This window comes from Pseudomonas sp. NPDC087804 (genome assembly GCF_044742965.1).
GTDB lineage: Bacteria > Pseudomonadota > Gammaproteobacteria > Pseudomonadales > Pseudomonadaceae > Aquipseudomonas > Aquipseudomonas rustica.
Window position 1 is genome coordinate 51,479 of record NZ_JBIUVN010000004.1, and the last position, 17,665, is coordinate 69,143.

The 17,665-nt window shown below is 57.9% G+C and carries 12 protein-coding genes and 1 pseudogene; 8 read left to right on the forward strand and 5 right to left on the reverse strand.

All coding sequences use genetic code 11. The features are described 5' to 3' along the window. Window positions 1-206 precede the first annotated feature (206 nt). Window positions 207-1,376, reverse strand: a complete 1,170-nt coding sequence (locus ACIOMO_RS10145; RefSeq protein ID WP_401240363.1) for a catalase family protein — start codon at window positions 1,374-1,376, stop codon at window positions 207-209. Further along, the gene (locus tag ACIOMO_RS10150; RefSeq protein WP_401240366.1) at window positions 1,373-3,181 is read right to left on the reverse strand and encodes a di-heme-cytochrome C peroxidase; all 1,809 of its coding nucleotides are present in this window, start codon (window positions 3,179-3,181) and stop codon (window positions 1,373-1,375) included. The genes ACIOMO_RS10145 and ACIOMO_RS10150 overlap by 4 nt, the downstream gene beginning before the upstream one ends. A 269-nt stretch (window positions 3,182-3,450) precedes the next feature. Here ACIOMO_RS10150 and ACIOMO_RS10155 point away from each other — a divergent pair. From ACIOMO_RS10155 to ACIOMO_RS10185, 7 genes and pseudogenes are all read left to right on the forward strand, one after another. Next, a pseudogene (locus ACIOMO_RS10155) lies at window positions 3,451-4,170 on the forward strand (FKBP-type peptidyl-prolyl cis-trans isomerase). 293 nt (window positions 4,171-4,463) lie between these two features. After that, window positions 4,464-4,919 (forward strand): YkvA family protein, encoded by a 456-nt coding sequence (locus ACIOMO_RS10160; RefSeq protein ID WP_401240369.1) that lies wholly within the window; start codon window positions 4,464-4,466, stop codon window positions 4,917-4,919. A gap of 112 nt (window positions 4,920-5,031) precedes the next feature. Continuing rightward, complete coding sequence (locus ACIOMO_RS10165) at window positions 5,032-5,373, forward strand: helix-turn-helix transcriptional regulator (RefSeq protein ID WP_053118605.1); 342 nt, start codon at window positions 5,032-5,034, stop codon at window positions 5,371-5,373. After that, the gene (locus ACIOMO_RS10170; RefSeq protein ID WP_003223109.1) at window positions 5,370-5,741 is read left to right on the forward strand and encodes a hypothetical protein; all 372 of its coding nucleotides are present in this window, start codon (window positions 5,370-5,372) and stop codon (window positions 5,739-5,741) included. The genes ACIOMO_RS10165 and ACIOMO_RS10170 overlap by 4 nt, the downstream gene beginning before the upstream one ends. After that, window positions 5,742-6,149 (forward strand): sel1 repeat family protein, encoded by a 408-nt coding sequence (locus tag ACIOMO_RS10175; RefSeq protein ID WP_401240372.1) that lies wholly within the window; start codon window positions 5,742-5,744, stop codon window positions 6,147-6,149. A 232-nt stretch (window positions 6,150-6,381) separates the two neighbouring features. Further along, window positions 6,382-11,181 carry an RHS repeat-associated core domain-containing protein gene (locus ACIOMO_RS10180; RefSeq protein WP_401240375.1) on the forward strand — a complete coding sequence of 1,600 codons (4,800 nt, stop codon included), beginning with the start codon at window positions 6,382-6,384 and terminating at the stop codon, window positions 11,179-11,181. Continuing rightward, entirely contained in the window at window positions 11,181-11,597 is a 417-nt protein-coding gene (locus ACIOMO_RS10185; protein ID WP_401240377.1) for a hypothetical protein, read from the forward strand. Before ACIOMO_RS10180 ends, ACIOMO_RS10185 begins: the two co-directional genes overlap by 1 nt. Window positions 11,598-11,728: 131 nt before the next feature. On the opposite strand, the gene ACIOMO_RS10190 is transcribed toward ACIOMO_RS10185, so the two are convergent. After that, window positions 11,729-13,519, reverse strand: coding sequence for a bifunctional diguanylate cyclase/phosphodiesterase (locus ACIOMO_RS10190; protein ID WP_401240380.1), 1,791 nt, complete (start codon window positions 13,517-13,519; stop codon window positions 11,729-11,731). A 131-nt stretch (window positions 13,520-13,650) separates the two neighbouring features. Continuing rightward, complete coding sequence (locus tag ACIOMO_RS10195; protein WP_172680089.1) at window positions 13,651-15,735, reverse strand: carboxy terminal-processing peptidase; 2,085 nt, start codon at window positions 15,733-15,735, stop codon at window positions 13,651-13,653. A gap of 138 nt (window positions 15,736-15,873) precedes the next feature. On the opposite strand from ACIOMO_RS10195, the gene ACIOMO_RS10200 reads away from it, so the two are divergent. Then, window positions 15,874-16,836 (forward strand): zinc-binding dehydrogenase, encoded by a 963-nt coding sequence (locus ACIOMO_RS10200; protein WP_401240383.1) that lies wholly within the window; start codon window positions 15,874-15,876, stop codon window positions 16,834-16,836. Window positions 16,837-16,933: 97 nt separating this feature from the next. Here the strand turns inward: ACIOMO_RS10200 and ACIOMO_RS10205 are convergent, their stop codons facing one another. Next, window positions 16,934-17,587 carry an HAD family phosphatase gene (locus tag ACIOMO_RS10205; protein WP_073472633.1) on the reverse strand — a complete coding sequence of 218 codons (654 nt, stop codon included), beginning with the start codon at window positions 17,585-17,587 and terminating at the stop codon, window positions 16,934-16,936. Window positions 17,588-17,665: the final 78 nt, after the last annotated feature.

Sequence of the window (17,665 nt, forward strand, 5' to 3'; positions counted from 1 at the left end):
AACACTGAACGCCAGAGTCCACAGAAAGCCCGCCTAGTGCGGGCTTTTTGCTGTCTGGGATTTATGAAATCTCAGATTTGATGCTGACCTGTGGCGAGGGGATTTATCCCCGTGGGCCTGCGCAGCAGGCCCAGATTTTAAAAGCGGGGCCGCTTCGCAGCCCAACGGGGATAAATCCCCTCGCCACAGGTTATGTGCATATTTTTTTAATGCGCGGCATTCTGGCTGTGGCGATAGTCGCTCACCGCTTCATACACCGCTTTACGCAACCGGTTGATCCCGCCAATCGGCCGATGCGCCTCGATACCAAACCACGGATTGAAAGACAGGTTGTCGCACGCCAGATTCAACGTCGGCGTATCGAAGTCTTGCGGCGGCAAGGTAATCCGCGCCACCGTCTCAAACGGCGAGTCCTGCTCACGCCATTCAATGCTGGTGTCTTCGATCGGCATGTACTTGTTGGCATCCTGACGCTGAATCTGCAGGACAAAACACGCTGGAACCCGATCCGTCGATAACTGCTGACTCAAAGCACTGCGCAGAAAGTTCGGCAGATCGTGATTCTGTTGAGGCAACGCGTACGCCGGGCAACTGTCCGGATCCGGCATCACCCGAAATTTCGCATTGGCCTCACCGAATTTGTACGGCGAGACCGAAAAATAAGTCGTTTGCGTCGGGCTGTCCGGCGGTGGTGCCAGCGTTGTCAGTGCAATAAACAGATGACGGATCTGCCATGTGCGCGGATCCCACCCCGGAAAAAACGCCATGATCTTCTTGCCGTCAGCCTGCGCCGCCACATTCTGACGGTACTCGGCGACATCGCTGACAAAGAAGTTCGCATGACTGAACATCACGAAATCCTGTTCGCCCTGCGCCGGTCGATCGCCGAGCAAGGGTTTACCCGACACATCGAACAACTTGATCGCCATACCGCGAGCATCGCGCAGGCTGTCGAATTGAGGATAAGCGTTGCCATTCGACAGACGAATCATCGCCTGCCAGGTTTTCCCCGGCTCACTGAACACGCCTTGTCGCAACGGTTGCGCCAGTTCCGGCAGCACGTTGACCTCAGCTTTCACGCAACCATGCGCTTTGGCATGGGCGTCGCGCAGATAACGCGTGGGTTCGCGGTGTTGATCGACGATGCGCACAGCGGTCTGGATCACGTCCTGCGTCATCGCTGCTTCACCGGGCGGAATCTGCTCCAGCGCCGACACCGGGCCGCGGTGCTGCCAGGCAAACCACGCCGTCGCGACCGCCCAGCCGAGCAAGCCAATCACCAACAGGATTAACACTGTTTTGCCAAGCAAGCGCCCCAGCCACAACCAGATTCGTGCGAGCAGCGGCAGTTCTTTCTTGAATGTCGGCATCGTCATGGCAATTGCGCCTCCAGTGGGCCGCCCAGCACTTTCAGGTATTCGAGCAAGGCCCAGCGTTCTTCGGGCTGCAACAGTCGGCCAATCACGCCATTGCCGCGTTCGCCGGCGCGGAATTCATGACCGCTGTTGTGGTTGCCACTGATGCGCGTATCGAACAGGAAGCCATTGGTGAACGCTTCGCTGCGATAGCCCAGATGCCGAGGATCGTATTCGAAGGTGCCTTTATAGAAGGTGGTCGCGCGCTCATCCTGCGGCGAGAGCAATTGATAAACGCTTGGCACCGAACCGTTGTGCAGAAAGGGTGGGGTCGCCCAGACGCCAGCCAATGGCCGCGCCTTGTAAGCGACTTTTTCGCGCACGCCGATCGGCAGGCCGAAACCGTCCAGTCGAGGTTTTTCTTCCGCAGTGACGTTGGCTTCGCGGTAGGCGCGGTTTTCGACGAACGCGGTGACGTACGCCAGTCCCTTGGCGACTGACAGCTGGCTCAGATCCAGCGGTTCGGTGGGCGTCGGGTGCAACTTGACGTCCATTTTCGCCAGCTCTTTCAAATCCCATTGCAGCGCTGTCAGGTCGAAGCGGTGGGTGGCGATGTTGGTGGCGGCGTTCGGGTCAGTACCGATCACATCGAGCGGCAGCATGTGCAAATGCTGAACCCTGCGCTCGCCTTCCTGAGAGACGCGCGGCACATGGCAGCCGGCGCAGTTTTCCGCAAACAGCGCGCGGCCCTTGGCGGCCAGAGGTTTGTCGACGGCGCCAAGTACCTCTTCCGGCCAGGCCGGTGGTTGCAGTTTTTGCAGGGTTTCTTCGATCGTGTGCAGATCGCGCACGCGAACGCTCGAGGCGTAGCGCTCATCGCCTTGCAGCGGTTGGCCATTGGCGTCGAAGAAATTCAGCGTGGCGCCAACGCCCAGTGCTTCGCCGATATTGCGCGCCATCGGCTGCTGCGCCGAGCCGTTCCACTGCACCCAGTCGAACGTCCACATGTCCCACAACTGCGGGTAATCCACCGGCGCATTGGCCACGCGATAGTTGGCGGGGGAAATCGCATCGCCGAAGGTCGCGTTGGCGATCCGACCGAATGCATCGGCGCGCCCCGGGCCTTCTTCGGTGGGGTAGAGGCCGCGATGGGTGTCATTCCAGGCGACTTTCAGGAACGTATCCAGCGAGGTTTTGAAGTCTTTGCGCAGTTGCTCGTGGCGCACGTCGTATTTATCGCCGAGCACGCTTCGGGCGAAGCGTTCGAATTTCCACGGGTTGTAGTAAGTCGCCGTCAGACTCGCGACCAATGCCTGTCCGAAACTGCCACCGCGCAATGTAGGAACACTGGAAGGCAACACGTGCTGCGCGGTGCCGCCGTCGATGCGCACAGCCTGACCTTTGAAACGCAATTCGCCGGTGTGGCAAGCGGCGCAAGTTATGTCGAGATATTGCTCGGAAGTAGCGGGGTTTTGATGCCGGGCGAAACCCACGGGCAGGTTGCCGGGGTTGTTCGGTGTGGCTTGCTGTTTTGGATCGACCAGAAAACCGAAGCGCGCGAGGTATTCCGCAGAGGCGAAACGCTGCTCGGAGAAGGGCAGCTCCAGCGCTTGAAACCACTCATAGCGCAGGCCTTTGACCTGTGTGCCCTGAGGCGTGAAGTAATAGGTTTGCCGCTGTTCTTCCGACCATTGATTCAGGTAATGCACCTGCTCGGCCGGGGTGTAGAACGGTAATTTCGGGTTGGCGACGTAATACACAACCACGGCGAGGACGAGGCCGAGCAGCACGACGATCAGGGTCAAAACACGGAATAAGCGGCGCAAGTTAAACATCCTTGTCGAATTATTGCGCTGTTATGCCTGAGGCTATGAGGGTGGGCAAGTGGCCATTACGCCAACTGTTGTGAGAAGTGGTATCAATCGTTGTAGGGCGTAGATGACAGAAGCTTCACCGTGCCTTTAGCCGAATGCGTTTCAATACCTGAACTTATCGCCGCTTTACTGCTCTCATGCCGGTAGCCATTGGTCGTGGCGGCCTGATAAGCTCGCGGCTTTACTCGATTGCCCTTTCGGCGCATGAACAAGGAAATAGCATGAAACAGCATCGGTTGGCGGCGGCGGTAGCCCTGGTTAGCCTGGTACTTGCGGGTTGTGATTCGCAAACCAGCGTAGAGCTGAAAACCCCGGCGCAAAAAGCTTCCTACGGTATCGGCCTGAACATGGGCAAGAGCCTGGCTCAGGAAGGCATGGATGATCTGGACTCCAAAGCAGTAGCCCAGGGCATCTAATATGCCGTCGGCAAGAAAGAACAGAAGCTGAAAGACGAAGAACTGGTTGAAGCTTTCGCCGCGCTGCAAAAGCGTGCCGAAGAGCGTATGGCCAAGATGAGCGAAGAGTCGGCAACCGCTGGCAAGAAATTCCTCGAAGAAAACGGCAAGAAAGCAGGCGTGACAACGACTGCTTCGGGTCTGCAATACGAAGTCATCAAAAAGGCCGACGGCCCACAGCCTAAGCCGACCGACGTAGTGACCGTTCACTACACCGGCAAGTTGACCAACGGCACCGTATTCGACAGCTCCGTCGAGCGCGGCAGCCCGATCGATCTGCCAGTAAGCGGCGTGATCCCGGGTTGGGTTGAAGGTCTGCAACTGATGCACGTTGGCGAGAAGTACAAACTGTACATCCCTAGCGATCTGGCTTACGGCGCGCAATCGCCAAGCCCGGCAATCCCGGCCAACTCGGTTCTGGTTTTCGACCTGGAACTGCTGGCCATCAAGGATCCAGCCAAAGAAGACGCTGCTGCTGCCAAGTAAGCAGCTTCGGCTTCAACAACAACGCCTCGCTTAAGCGGGGCGTTGTTGCATCTGCAGGTTGGCGGGCGTAAACAGAGCGAACCGATGCCGGTCAGGGGAGTCATAGCTTTGAGGCTGCCCGCGCTAGACGCCCTGAGCCGCCAAGTCAATGAAATATTGGGGTTTTTTATGTGAGTAAAAAACGCCCGATCTGAGCGCGGCCCTTATAAAACGGGGCTCTCAGCGCCGAAATGCAGCTCTGTTCACAAGGTTATCCACAATTTGTGTGGATAACATTTCAACGGGAGGAATAGATGAAAGCTCCGTGGAATTTCGCTCGATTCCTGCCCCTGGCTGGCCGTTTGCTGGCCCGTGGTCGCCTGCCGACTTTATTGTTCGCCGTGGCCAGCAAAGGTGCCGCGCAAGGCAATCGCCTCGGCAAGCTCAAAGATGACCTGCGTTTGCTGCAGGCGCTGTGCCTGGCTTACTGGCGTGGCGAGTACCGCGCAATAAGCGGCAAGGCGTTGGTTTCGGTGGTGGCGGGGTTGATGTACTTCCTCAGCCCGGTCGATGCCATTCCGGATTTCATCCCGGTCTTCGGCATGCTCGACGACATCGCCGTGCTCGCCTGGCTGATGAAAACGCTCGACGATGAACTCAATGCGTTCCGCCTGTGGCGCAGTCGTCAGCGTCCGGAAAAACTCGCGGTTGCCGAACGTCTGCCCGATACACCTGAACAACTGCAACTGGAAGGCCCGAAAAAGCCCTGAATAACCAAGACCTGCGATAGATAGATCGCCCCCGCGACCTTAGCCGCTGTTAGGATTACACTTCTAGGGAAAAGTGCCGACTCGCTAAGTGTTGTTGTCCTACGGGGTAGTCATGGATATTCAGATAATTGCACGCGATGGCGAACCCGAATACGCGGTTCTGCCATGGGCTCAATATCAGGCGTTACTCAAAGCAGCAGGTCTCAACGAAACACCGTCGCGTCCGGCCCCAGCGCCTGTCGCGGCCACTTCAGACCCGATTCTTCCAGGTCTGGATCAACTCCGCAGTTTGCGCGAAGGGAAGGGCATCGCCATCGAGGCGCTGGCCCGCACTGTAGGCATCAGCCCGTCTTATCTGGCCATGATCGAAAGTGGTGAGCGTGCGCCCGACGCCGCGATTCGCCGCAGCCTGGCCTGGGAATTGACGGTGCCAGGTTGGAGGGATGAATCGTGAGCGTACGCATCAGTCGTCAACATTGGGACGGGTTGCTGGGGGAGCTGGATCAGGCGCGCCGACAGCGTCATCTGCTGACGTATCGCGCCTTGCTTGAGCGTCTGCAACTGCCGACACCGGCCATGCAAACCCTGACCGCTGCACTTGAACATCTCGCCGCGCTGGATGCCAAGGCCGAGCAACCGCTGCGCAGTTCACTGGTGATCAGCCAAGGTGCAAGCCGTTTACCGCGCACCGGTTTTTTTGAATGTGTTGAACGTCTGGGGCGTTTTTCCGGGCCGTCCGACGGAGTTGCCGCCGCGTCGTGGCACGCTTCCGAAGTGGTCAGAGTGTTCGAATACGAGTACCCGGAATCGGCGGAGGCCTGAGTGTTTTTACGCCTCAAGGCGCGGGCCAGTTACTGGCTGGCCCGTAGGCTGTTTCATTGGTCGTGGTGTGTTCGCCAGCCGCGCATCTGGCGCTGGATGGAAGGGCAATTTGCGCGCATGGCCAACCTCGGCGATGTCGGCGCGCAAAGCTTTTACGGGCACATTCTGACCTTTCGCGGTGTGGGTCTGGGCGCGCGTGAAGAGGGCGTGCGACTGCTGCGTCTGGCGGCACTGGCCGGCGATGGCAAAGCGGCCTATCAGGTCGGCGTGATCAGCCTCGCCGGCACGCCGAGCAAGGCGCCGGATCCAGAGGAGGCTGCGCGCTGGTGGAGCATGGCCGCCAAGGCTGGGCACCCATTGGCCGAGCACAAACTGCAAGAATTGAGTTCGCGCGATTCCAGGCAGTAAATCTCGTCATTAATAAACAGGGCGTGAGGGAAACCTCACGCCCTGTTTGCGTTTTCGCAGTTTTGTTTAGCTGTGGGTAAGCGTTTACAGATTAGTCCTACAACCATCGCCTACTTGGCCGACTTCTTTCCTGATTGATCCCCCGCACAGTTCCCGCGCCTATTTTTTTGCGCGAGGGAACGCTCATGTTCGACCCGATTAACCCGTCCAATTCGCGCTCTGACGTGCGCTGATGGACGCCATCGCTCGCATCGAGCAAGAACTCGACAGCTTTCCCGCCAGCCTCAGTCTCTACCGCGAACAGCTCAAGCACTGGGCCAGCCGTGCTGCGGACAACGTCAGCCACGCGGCGGATTTGCCGTCGCTGATGGGCATGGAGCGGATCATCCGCTTCGGCGAAAACAGCACCGTTGTCAGCAGCACCGATAACGAGTTTTTCTCCGGCGTCGTCCAGTGCCCGAAGGACGGGCCGATGTTGATCGAGAGCAAGTTTGAGTCGGTGTACGACATTGCGCTCGGCAACATCACCGTCGATGTGATCGCCATGGACAGTGGCGAAGTCACCCCCGTAACCCTTGATGCGCAAGGCAAAGGCTTGTTCAAGGGCACAGCGGGCAAGTTCTATCGGGTGCTGGTGCACAGCGAGGTCACCACGGACCAGGTTGATGACCTGTTTAAAGCCTACGACGGCCTGACCCGTGAACTCGACGGCTGGCTGCGCGGTGAGTGGCAGGGTTTTAAACCGCAGTGGTCGCAGTCGGTGGCGACATCGGCAAGCAACGGCATGCTGGCCGGAAGTTGGGCTGCGATCGAGGGAGTGTGGGACAGCATCGGTTTGCTCTCGGACATTCTCAAGGATCCCGGGGCATTTGCCGAGCGGTTGGGGGCTGGGGCCACGCAGTTAAAGGAGCTGGCGGAGACGGCTCCCGATGTCATGGAAAAGCTGCAACTGCTGATGAGCGATGAAGCGGCGCTGTGTTTGCTGCTGCGTACCGCCAGCCTTTGGCTGGAGATGCTGCCGCCCAGCGAAATCGCCGGCAAAACCGCCGAAGCGGCGTCAATGATGATCGTGCAGGTGCTGATCGATGTGCTGATCGGCGTCGTGCTGACGTTTGTCGGTGCGGGTGCCGGCATCGCTTATCTGACGCTGCGCCTGGCTGACCGCGCCGCGCAGTTGTTGTCAGCGTTGACGCGGTTGCTGAAGGCGATGTTTGCCATCGTCGAAGGCTTCATCAAGTACGTCGACAAATACAAAAAAGTCGCTGCACGCGGGATTGCCGCCGGGGTGAAAAAAGGCCGGATGCAGTTGCGTTGGGACGCCAAGCGCAACGCCTTGCTGAAGAAAGACGAGCACCACGATGACGCTCCGGATCAGGCGAAAAATCCCAACGGGGGCAGCGCTGATTGCGCTTCGGCTACGTGCACCAACGGTTGTCCGGTGTCGATGGTCACCGGTGAGGAACTGCTGACGCTGACGGATGCTGTGCTCGACGGCGTGTTGCCGTTTGAATTCACTCGGTTGTATCGCACCAGTGCGGTGGAAATCGATGTCGGGCTGGGGTTTGGCTGGAGCCATTCGCTGGCGCATCGGCTGCAATTTGATGGCGACTCGGTTGTTTGGGTCGATCACGAGAATCGGCGCACACGGTTTCCGCTGCCGAATGTTGAGCGGCCTTCTATTCACAACAGTTTGTCGCGGGCAGCAATTTTTCTCGGGGATGAACCGGAGGAATTGATCCTAGCGCTGGCTGGGGAAACGGCGCGGTTTTACCACTTTCGGGCCGGGCGTCTGACGTCGATCAGCGATGCGTACGACAACCGTTTACGCATCAGCCGCGATCGTCAGGATCGCATCAGTCGTCTCGACAATGGCGCGGGGCGGGCGCTGCAGTTGCGCTACGACCGTGCGCAACTGATTGCGATCGACTACCAGAGTTTTCATCCGACCGAGCGCCTTGAAGAGGCGTGGCGTACCGAGCAAACCCTCGTCAGTTATTGCTATGACGCGCGTCAGCGTTTGCTCGCGGCGACTAATGCCGCAGGTGAAAGCGAGCGTTACGACTACGACGATGCGCACGTCATCCTGCAGCGACAGCTGACCGGTGGTGCGAGTTTTTTCTGGGAATGGGAACGGGCTGGCAAGGCTGCACGTTGTATACGGCACTGGGCGTCGTTTTCGCAGATGGACACGCGGTATGTCTGGGATGACGACGGCAGTGTCGCGGTGCATTACGTCGATGGCACCGAAGAGGTTTATGTCCACGATGACCGTGCGCGACTGGTGCGTAAGGTTGAGGCGGATGGTGGCGAGCAGCTCAAGGCCTACGACGATCAGGGACGGTTGATCGCAGAACAGGATGCTTTGGGTTCTGTCACCGAGTACCGCTATGACGATGTCGGACGACTGATCGCGCTGATTCCGGCAGCGGATGCGCCAACGTCCTACGAGTATCGCAATGGTTTCCTGCATCGGCGTTCGCGCGGCGATGCGGTTTGGATTTATCGGCGCAATGCCGAGGGCGACATCACCGAGGCCGTCGATCCTGACGGGCAGGTGACTCATTACTACTACAGCGTGCGTGGGCAACTGGTGTCGATCCGGTATCCGGACACCAGCCGTCATCTGCTGGCCTGGAATGACCTCGGCCAACTGGTTGAAGAGACGCTGCCTGAGGGTGGTGTACGGCGTTTTTCCTACGATGCTTTGGGACGGCGGACGACCACGGTTGATCAACATGGCGCCGTTACCCGACAGCAGTGGGACGACGTTGGCCGACTGGTTCAGACGACTTTTCCTACGGGTGCCACGCGTGCTTATAGCTACGGCGCTTACGGGCAAGTCACCGCCGAGCGTGATGAGCTGGGGCACGTCACCCGGTATGAATACGACGATGACCTGCATCTGGTCTCCCGTCGCATTAACCACGACGGCACGCGGGTTCAATACCGCTACGACCACGCGCAACTGCTGCTCACGGAAATTGAGAACGAGTCGGGTGAGAAATATCGGCTGGACTACACGCCGACCGGATTAATCCGACAGGAAACCGGTTTCGATGGGCGCCGTACCGCTTACGTGTATGACCTCAACGGTCACCTGCTGGAAAAGACCGAGTTTGGCGATGACGACTCACGTTTAGTCACCGCATACGAACGCGATGGCGCCGGGCGTCTGCTGGTTAAAACCCTGCCGGACGGAGTGAAGGTCAGTTACCAGTACGACAGTCTCGGTCGCTTGATCGGTGTCGATAATGGCCAAAACCATCCGCTGGCCTTCGAATACGACCGCCAGGATCGGCTGATCACCGAGCACCAAGGCTGGGGCACTCTGCGCTATGCCTACGACGCCTGCGGTCAGCTCAAGCGCATGCGTTTGCCGGACAACAGCAAACTCGATTACCACCATGCCAAGGGCGGCGCGCTGACCGCGATCGACCTCAACGGCGCACGCCTGACCACGCATCAGTTCGAATTCGGTCGCGAGCAAACCCGTCAGCAAGGTTTGCTGCACAGCCACTATCACTACGACGAACAGGGTCGTCTTCAGGCCCACGCCGTCAATCAACAATCCAGCCCACTGTACCTGCGCCACTACAGCTACGCGGTCAACGGCAATCTGGCGAGCATCGCCGACAGCCGCCACGGTCAGCGCAGCTATTACTACGACGCCCTCGACCGACTGACCCGCGTCCGCCACTCCCGCGACGAACTCCCGGAAACCTACGCCCACGACCCGGCCGGCAACCTGCTCATGCAGGATCGCCCCGGCCCGAGCCAGATCAAAGGCAACCGCCTGTTGATGCAGGGCGACCGCCATTACGACTACGACGCCTTCGGCAACCTGATCCGCGAACGTCGCGGCACCGCGCACAAACTCGTCACCGAATACCGCTACGACTGCCAGCACCGCCTGATCGGCCTGACTCGCCCTGACGGGAAAACCGCGTCTTACCAATACGACGCCTTTGGCCGGCGCATCAGCAAAACTGTCGACGGCGCCACCACTGAATTCTTCTGGCAAGGCGACAACCTCGTCGCCGAAAGCAGCCAGAGCGAATACCGCAGCTACGTCTACGAGCCTGGCACCTTCCGCCCGCTAGCGCTGCTCGACGGCAAAGGCCCGAAAAAAGCCTGCCCGTTTTATTACCAGAACGACCACCTTGGCACGCCACTGGAGCTGACCGATTACAGCGGGGAAATCGTCTGGTCGGCGCAGTACGACGCCTACGGAAAAGTCGCGGCGGTGACGTTGGCGGCTGAGGAATACCTGGATCAGCCGCTGCGGTTTCAGGGGCAGTATTTCGACGCGGAAAGTGGACTGCATTACAACCGGCATCGGTATTACGACCCGCGGCTGGGACGGTATTTGACTCCGGATCCGGTGAAGCTCGCGGGTGGGTTGAATCAGTACCAGTACACGCCGAATCCAACGGGGTGGGTGGATCCGTTGGGGTTGAACTCCAATTGTCCACCGCCGAATAGGCCTGGGTGTGCGGTGCCGGGTGGGATTGGTGGGGCTAAGGTTGATGAAGGTGAGCCTGCGCTACCGAAGATGACGGCGCAGGAGCGGAGGGCGAGGATTGATGAGCTGGCGGAGGAAAATGCGAAACGACGGGTAAGTGAATATGAAGATCTTTATGACATGCACACTGTGAAGAAGCACAGTTCCGAAATTCCCGATCGAGCCCTAAAACAGCGAGCTATCAATGGGGCTGATCCTCACACTGGCGTCGTTCCAATACCACCCAGAGGAAACCCAAGCTCACAATTTCATAATTGGCGAATGCATTTAGGTGCATTAAACAAGGCGATGACTAGGGATAAAAATGGCTTAATTTTGCACACGGGGGAGGATCAGAAAGAAACTCCGATAGTCAGGTTCGAATTGCCTGGTGCAGGGCGAGGCTATAGACCGAACAGGAACGATCCGCAAAATCCGATTCTGAATGAAAATATGAACTGGTTTGAGGTTAAATTTGACAAGACAAACACGCAAGAGCCGTTTACAGGTTTTCCATCGGAGAAAAAGTGATGTTGAAAGATCCGTATTTAAATAAGGCTTTCAATCCAAGATTTAGCTGGTTTGTTGGCGTTTTTGATGTCTATGACCGAGAGGAGACTCGAGGTGTTGAACTCGGAGTATATAATCCGAATACTTCTGATGATAGAGAGAAGCTTATAAGGAACTATTGTCTAAATCTGCCATATCTATCATATAGGCATAAGCTGGTTTTATTTGAGGCTTTAGAGTCAGCCTTAGAAGATTCAAACTATAATTTCAGTGTTTTTTTTGATATTGATGAATGCGAAACATCCAGCTGGCCTAGGGGGGAATGGTATTCGTTAAACAGCCCTCGGTGTTTTTTTGAAGAGATCTACCGCTTGGCGAAAGAGGTTTGGGGGGAAGATCTTGAGAAGGCTGCTAGCGAGGACAGGTCTACATGGTGAGGACGATATTTCAAAAAATAATTGGCACTGTTGATTTTGCTTGTTGAACTAGTACCAAGGTAAGCAATTAGCTGCGCCAACTTGCCTCTCGTGGGTAGCCTTTCTTCCATAGAGACCTGGGCGCTATTTAATCAACGTTGTCCGATCAACTGCGGTGGATGGTTGTCGGTCGCAGTGAGACTATCAATGACATGCACGCTATACCCCGGAACATTCTTCGCATGATGTTTCGCCTGCGATGCCATCTCAGCAAGTTGACTGGCATCCAGTTGTGAGCAGGCTTCGGGATGCAGATGCACGACGCCAATGGATAGCGACAACAGCGGAAACTCCTGCCGCACGCCTTGGCGGTTCGGGGCGATGAAGCAGCCTGCCTCAAGGTGTTCGGGGCGATAGAAGCGGCGGCATTGGCTCTGGAAGTCGTCGAGCAGTTGATTGAGTCGCTTGCGCCAGTCTTCAGGGCCGAGGACTAAGAGGAAGTCGTCGCCACCAATGTGGCCAACGAAATCTCGGGTGGGGTCGACGCGTTCATTCAGGCATTGAGCCAAACACAACAACACTTCGTCCCCGCGTCCGTACCCATAGATATCGTTGAAGGGTTTGAAGCTGTCGATGTCGACGTAGCAGATGACTGATTCTCGACCCTGTTGCAGCAGGCGAGTGAGACATTGCTGAATCGGCACGTTGCCGGGCAGCAAGGTCAGCGGGTTGGCGTAGCGTGCCTGTTGGATTTTCAGTTCGGTAATGAGCTTGAGTACGTCGATCACCCGGCCGAGACCGAGGTAGCTGCCGTTGAGGGTGATGATGAAATCCTCTTCGATCCGCTGCCGAGCGCGGCTGGTGATGAGGCGGCTCACTTGCTGCAACGACTGACTCATTTCCACCGCGAGAAAGTCGTCATTCATCAATCGGCTAATCGGTTTACGCGCAAACAAGTCAGTGGCAAACGGTTTGAGCAGCGCATCCGACAAGGAATGTCGATGGACGATGCCACACGGCTGACCTTGTTCGTCGAGCACGGCCAGTGAGTTGAGGTTGGCCTGGCGGCGGAAGGCTTCCAGCACGGTGGCGGTCGGTGTGTCACGCGCTACGGCGGGTTGGTCGTTGAGCAGTGCGCTGAGGTCGCTGCCTTCGTCGTTCAGCGCAACGCTGCTGCTGTCGTGTTTGGGCATCAACGTGCGGGCGTCGCGCGGTGGGTGTTCTTGTGGGCGGCCGAGCAAATAGCCTTGCACCAGGTCGACGCCCATTTCGGTGAGCACCGCGAGTTCTTCCGGCAGTTCGATGCCTTCGGCGATGACTTGCGCGCGGGAGGCTTTGGCGATTTGCAGGATCGAGCCGACGAATTCGCGTTTCAGCGCATCCTGGTGGATGCCGTCGATGAAGTGTCGATCGATCTTCAAGTAATCCGGGCGCAGCTCCGACCACAAACGCAGGCTTGAATAACCAGCACCGAGATCATCCAGCGCGATGGAGAAGCCCATCGCGCGGTAGTGATGCAGTGCGGTTTGCAGCAGCTGGAAGTCGTCGATGGGTGTTTGTTCGGTCAGTTCAATGACGACCTGGCTGGGTGGAATGCCGAAGTCCTGCAGTAGTTGCAGTGTGCGTCCCGGTTGATGCGCTGCTTCGAGTAATGACTCGGGCGAGACGTTGAGAAACAGTTTGCCCGGCAGTTGCTGTTCATTGAAACGACGGCAAGCGCTTTGGCGGCAGGCGATTTCCAGCTCACTCAAACGTCCGGCCTGTCGCGCCACGGCGAACAAGGCAATCGGCGAGTGAAGAGGGCTGTTGGACGGGCCGCGTGTCAGCGCTTCGTAGCCGAGAATGCGGCGCTCGGAGAGGCAGATGATCGGCTGGAACAGGCTGTGCAATCCGCTTTGAGTCAGGATCGAGCTCAAGGCACTCAGCTGTTCGGTCGTGGTCATGGCAATCTCTGGCGATAAAAAAAGGACTGGGAGCGCTCTCGTTGGAGAGTGGCTCCCAGTCCTTTATTGCACGACAGAATGATGACTGTTTGATGACGATCCGGGGATCGTCAGCATTAAATTGCCATCACTTACTTCTTCGCCACCTGATTGCTCAGCTTCAGGTAATCCAGCAGCACGCGCCCGGTTTCGCTCAGGTAGGCATCGTCTTCTGGTTTAACCTTGTCCGGCTCGGCGGCCGTGAGGGCGTCGTCGTCTTCTTTCTTCAGCTCTTTGAGCGGCTCTTCGCCTTTGGCTTTGCGACGGATGTTTTCCATCGCCAGTTGCTTGGCGTCGATGTCGGTGTGTTGCGCGCGACGCTCGGTTTCATTGAGGCTGACGGTTTTTTCTTCCATCAGTTTCTGCGCGAGTGCCAGCTTGTCACGGATGAACACGAACTCCGCGTCTTTCGCCGTGCGGGCGTCATGCTCGGATTTGAGCTGAGCCAGATACGGTTTGAACGGATCGGCCGCCGGTTTGATGGCCGCGCGGATGGTGTCCCACGGCATGGCTTCCGGCAGAGCGCTTTCGCCAATTTCCTTGGTGTCGATCAGCGACGGGTAGTCGATGTCCGGCAGCACGCCCTGATGCTGGGTGCTCTGACCGGAGACCCGGTAGAACTTGGCCAGGGTCAGTTTCAGTTCGCCATGGTTCAGCGGCTGAATGGTCTGCACGGTGCCTTTACCGAAGGTCTGGCCACCGATGATCAGCGCGCGGTGATAGTCCTGCATGGCGCCGGCGAAAATCTCCGAAGCCGAGGCGGACAAGCGGTTGACCAGCAGCGCCATCGGGCCTTTGTAGAACGCGCCCGGGTTTTCATCTTCGAGCACGTCGACACGGCCATCGGCATTACGCACCAGTACGGTCGGGCCTTTGTCGATGAACAGACTGGTCAGCTCGGTGGCTTCCTGCAGGGAGCCGCCGCCGTTGTTGCGCAGGTCGATGACCACACCGTCGACTTTTTCTTTCTGTAGTTCAGTCAGCAGTTTTTTAACGTCGCGGGTGGTGCTCTTGTAGTCTGGATCACCGGCACGGAACGCTTTGAAGTCGAGGTAGAAGGCCGGAATCTCGATGACGCCGAGCTTGTAGTCCTTACCGTCCTGTTTCAGGTTGAGGATGGACTTCTTCACCGCCTGGTCTTCGAGCTTCACCGCTTCACGGGTGATCGGCACGATCTTGGTGGTCTGGTCGTTCGGCGCATTGCTCGCCGGAATCACTTCCAGACGCACCACGGTGCCTTTCGGGCCGCGAATCAGTTTGACCACTTCGTCCAGACGCCAGCCGACCACGTCGACCATCTCTTTGTTGCCTTGGGCAACGCCGATGATCTTGTCCGCCGGGGCGACCTGTTTGGTCTTGTCGGCCGGGCCTGCTGGCACCAGACGCACGACTTTCACCTGGTCGTTGTCGCTCTGCAACACAGCGCCGATGCCCTCGAGGGACAGGCTCATGTTGATGTCGAAGTTTTCCGCGTTATCCGGCGACAGATAGTTGGTGTGCGGGTCGTACGACATGGCGAAGGTGTTGATGTACGCCTGGAAGATGTCTTCCGGACGGGTCTGATCCAGGCGCGCCAATTGGTTCTTGTAGCGCTTGGTCAGGGTTTCCTGAATCTGCTTCGGATCTTTGCCGGCGATCTTCTGGCGCAGGACTTCGTCCTTGACGCGTTTGCGCCACAGGTCATCAAGTTCTGCAGTGGATTTCAGCCAAGGAGCGTCCTTGCGATCGATCAGCAAGGTTTCCTTGGTGTTGAAGTCCATCTTGTCGACGCCTTTGTTCAGCTCGGCGATGGCGAAGTCCAGACGCGATTTGACGCGATCCAGATAGCGCTTGTAGATGGTGAAGCCGGCGTTGAGGTCGCCGCTTTTGAGGAAGTCGTCGAACTGCGTCTTCCACTTGTCGAATTCGGCAATGTCGCTGGCCATGAAATAGCTGCGCGACGGATCCAGCAGCTTGATGTAGCTGTCGTAGATGATCACCGAGCGCGCATCGTCGAGCGGCGGCTTGCTGTAGTGGTGACGCTTGAGCAACTCGACGACGTTCAGACTGGCGATGACTTCATCGCGATCAGGCTGCAATTTGTCCCAGCTGTTGGCAGCGAAGGTATTGCCCGACATCGGCAAAATACCGATACCGATGAATAGAGCGAGGGCGGTGCTTGGGAGCAGATGCTTCATGCTGATTCGACGCGGGGACAATTGATAACGCATATTAGGCCGTCTTTGAAGTCGCCGGTTCTACGAGAGCCGGTCGCATAATGCAAAAAGCCCGGCGCTACAGCTTCGGGCTCAGTCCAGACTCACTATGGAGGCACTGTGAAGGCATTGCAAGGCGTGGAAGGTCAAGTGGCGTGGGTTGAGACCCCGAGTCCTACATGTGATGTAGGACAAGTTCGCATTCGAGTGGCGGCAGCCGGCCTCAATCGCGCCGATTTATTACAGAAAGCCGGTCTCTATCCGCCCCCGCCGGGCGCAAGCGACGTGCTCGGTCTGGAGTGTTCCGGGGTCATCAGCGAGGTCGGCGCGGGCAGTTCGTGGCAGGTCGGCGATCGGGTCTGCGCCTTGCTGGCCGGGGGCGGCATGGCCGAAGAGGTGGTGGTTGACGGGCGGCACGTGCTGCCGGTTCCCGAAGGCGTTTCGTTGATTGAAGCGGCGGCATTGCCCGAGGTTTACGCAACAGTCTGGCTGAATGTGTTTCAACTTGCGGCGCTCAAACCGGGTGAGAAAGTTCTCTTGCACGCCGGGGCAAGTGGAATCGGTTCAGCCGCCATTCAGCTGTGCAAGGCGTTTGGCAATCCGTGCTGGGTCAGCGTCGGTTCAGCCGAGCGTTTGGCTTATTGCGAGGCGCTGGGGGCTCAGGGCGGGGTGCTGCGCACTGACGATCTGGAGAGCCTGCGCGACTTCGGGCCGTTCGATGTGATTCTTGATCCGGTGGGCGGTAATTATTCGGCGCTGAATCTGAAGCTGACGGCGCTGGACGGGCGTTGGGTGCTGATCGGTTTGATGGGTGGCCGCGAGGCGAAACTGGATCTGGCGCAGGTGTTGGGTAAGCGCGTGCAGTTGCTGGGCTCGACGTTGCGCAGCCGTGATGATCAGTTCAAGGCGGATCTGTTGAGCGATTTGGGCCAGCAGGTGTGGCCATTGTTTACGGAAGGGCGGTTGAGTCCGCAGTTGGCCAAGGCGTTTGCGGTGAAGGATGCCGAGGCGGCGTTTGCCGAGCTGGCGAGTAATACGGTGGCTGGGAAACTGGTGTTGGTGATTGACGAAAGTTTGAGCTGAGATCAGAGCAAGGTCAAAAGATCGCAGCCTTCGGCAGCTCCTACAGGGGGATTGCATTCCAAATGTAGGAGCTGCCGAAGGCTGCGATCTTTTGCTTTTATTTCCAGAGATGGATGGGCCAGCCGGCTTTTTCGGCGTGCTCGAGCAGCACCGGATCCGGGTTGACCACGTGCGGGAAATCCACTTTCAGCAGCAATGGCAGGTCATTGCGTGAGTCGGAATAAAAACTCGCGCCTTCGAGGTTCTCTTCCTCAGCGTCCAGCCACTCCAGCAAACGGGTGATCTTGCCTTCACGGTAGGTCAACGTGCCCACGGTATGGCCACTGTAAACGCCGTGCGCGACTTCCAGTTCAATCCCCAGAATCTCGTCGATGCCGAGTCGATCGGCAATCGGTCTGACCAGGTGCGTGCCCGACGCCGAGATCACCAGAATGCGGTCGCCGGCCTTGCGGTGCGCAGCGATGGTTTTGGTCGCGTCGCTGAAGATGATCGGTTCGATAAAGTCTTCAACCCACGGCCCGACCAGGTGTTCGACTTCTTCTGGCGTACGGCCGATCAGCGGTTCGAGGCTGAACGCCATGTAGTCTTCCATGCGTAATTTGCCATGGCTGTAGGCGTCCATCAGTTCGTTGTTCTTGCGCATGAACGACTCGGGATCGACCCAGCCCAGGCGCCCCATCTGCTCGCTCCAGAGGGTGGCGCAGTCGCCGTGGATCAACGTTTCGTCCAGATCAAAAATTGCCAGGGCCATCAGTTCTCTCCGAGAACAGCTGCGAGCTACAAGCTTCGAGCTGCAAGAATTGGAATCAGCTGCGCCGCAGTCTACAAC

What these genes read in the sequence shown, in the direction of transcription:
- ACIOMO_RS10145 (WP_401240363.1), bottom strand. Translation starts at nt 1,376, where the DNA reads ATGACGATGCCGACATTCAAGAAAGAACTGCCGCTGCTCGCACGAATC.
- ACIOMO_RS10160 (WP_401240369.1), top strand. Translation starts at nt 4,464, where the DNA reads ATGAAAGCTCCGTGGAATTTCGCTCGATTCCTGCCCCTGGCTGGCCGT.
- ACIOMO_RS10165 (WP_053118605.1), top strand. Translation starts at nt 5,032, where the DNA reads ATGGATATTCAGATAATTGCACGCGATGGCGAACCCGAATACGCGGTT.
- ACIOMO_RS10180 (WP_401240375.1), top strand. Translation starts at nt 6,382, where the DNA reads ATGGACGCCATCGCTCGCATCGAGCAAGAACTCGACAGCTTTCCCGCC.
- ACIOMO_RS10185 (WP_401240377.1), top strand. Translation starts at nt 11,181, where the DNA reads ATGTTGAAAGATCCGTATTTAAATAAGGCTTTCAATCCAAGATTTAGC.
- ACIOMO_RS10190 (WP_401240380.1), bottom strand. Translation starts at nt 13,519, where the DNA reads ATGACCACGACCGAACAGCTGAGTGCCTTGAGCTCGATCCTGACTCAA.
- ACIOMO_RS10195 (WP_172680089.1), bottom strand. Translation starts at nt 15,735, where the DNA reads ATGAAGCATCTGCTCCCAAGCACCGCCCTCGCTCTATTCATCGGTATC.
- ACIOMO_RS10205 (WP_073472633.1), bottom strand. Translation starts at nt 17,587, where the DNA reads ATGGCCCTGGCAATTTTTGATCTGGACGAAACGTTGATCCACGGCGAC.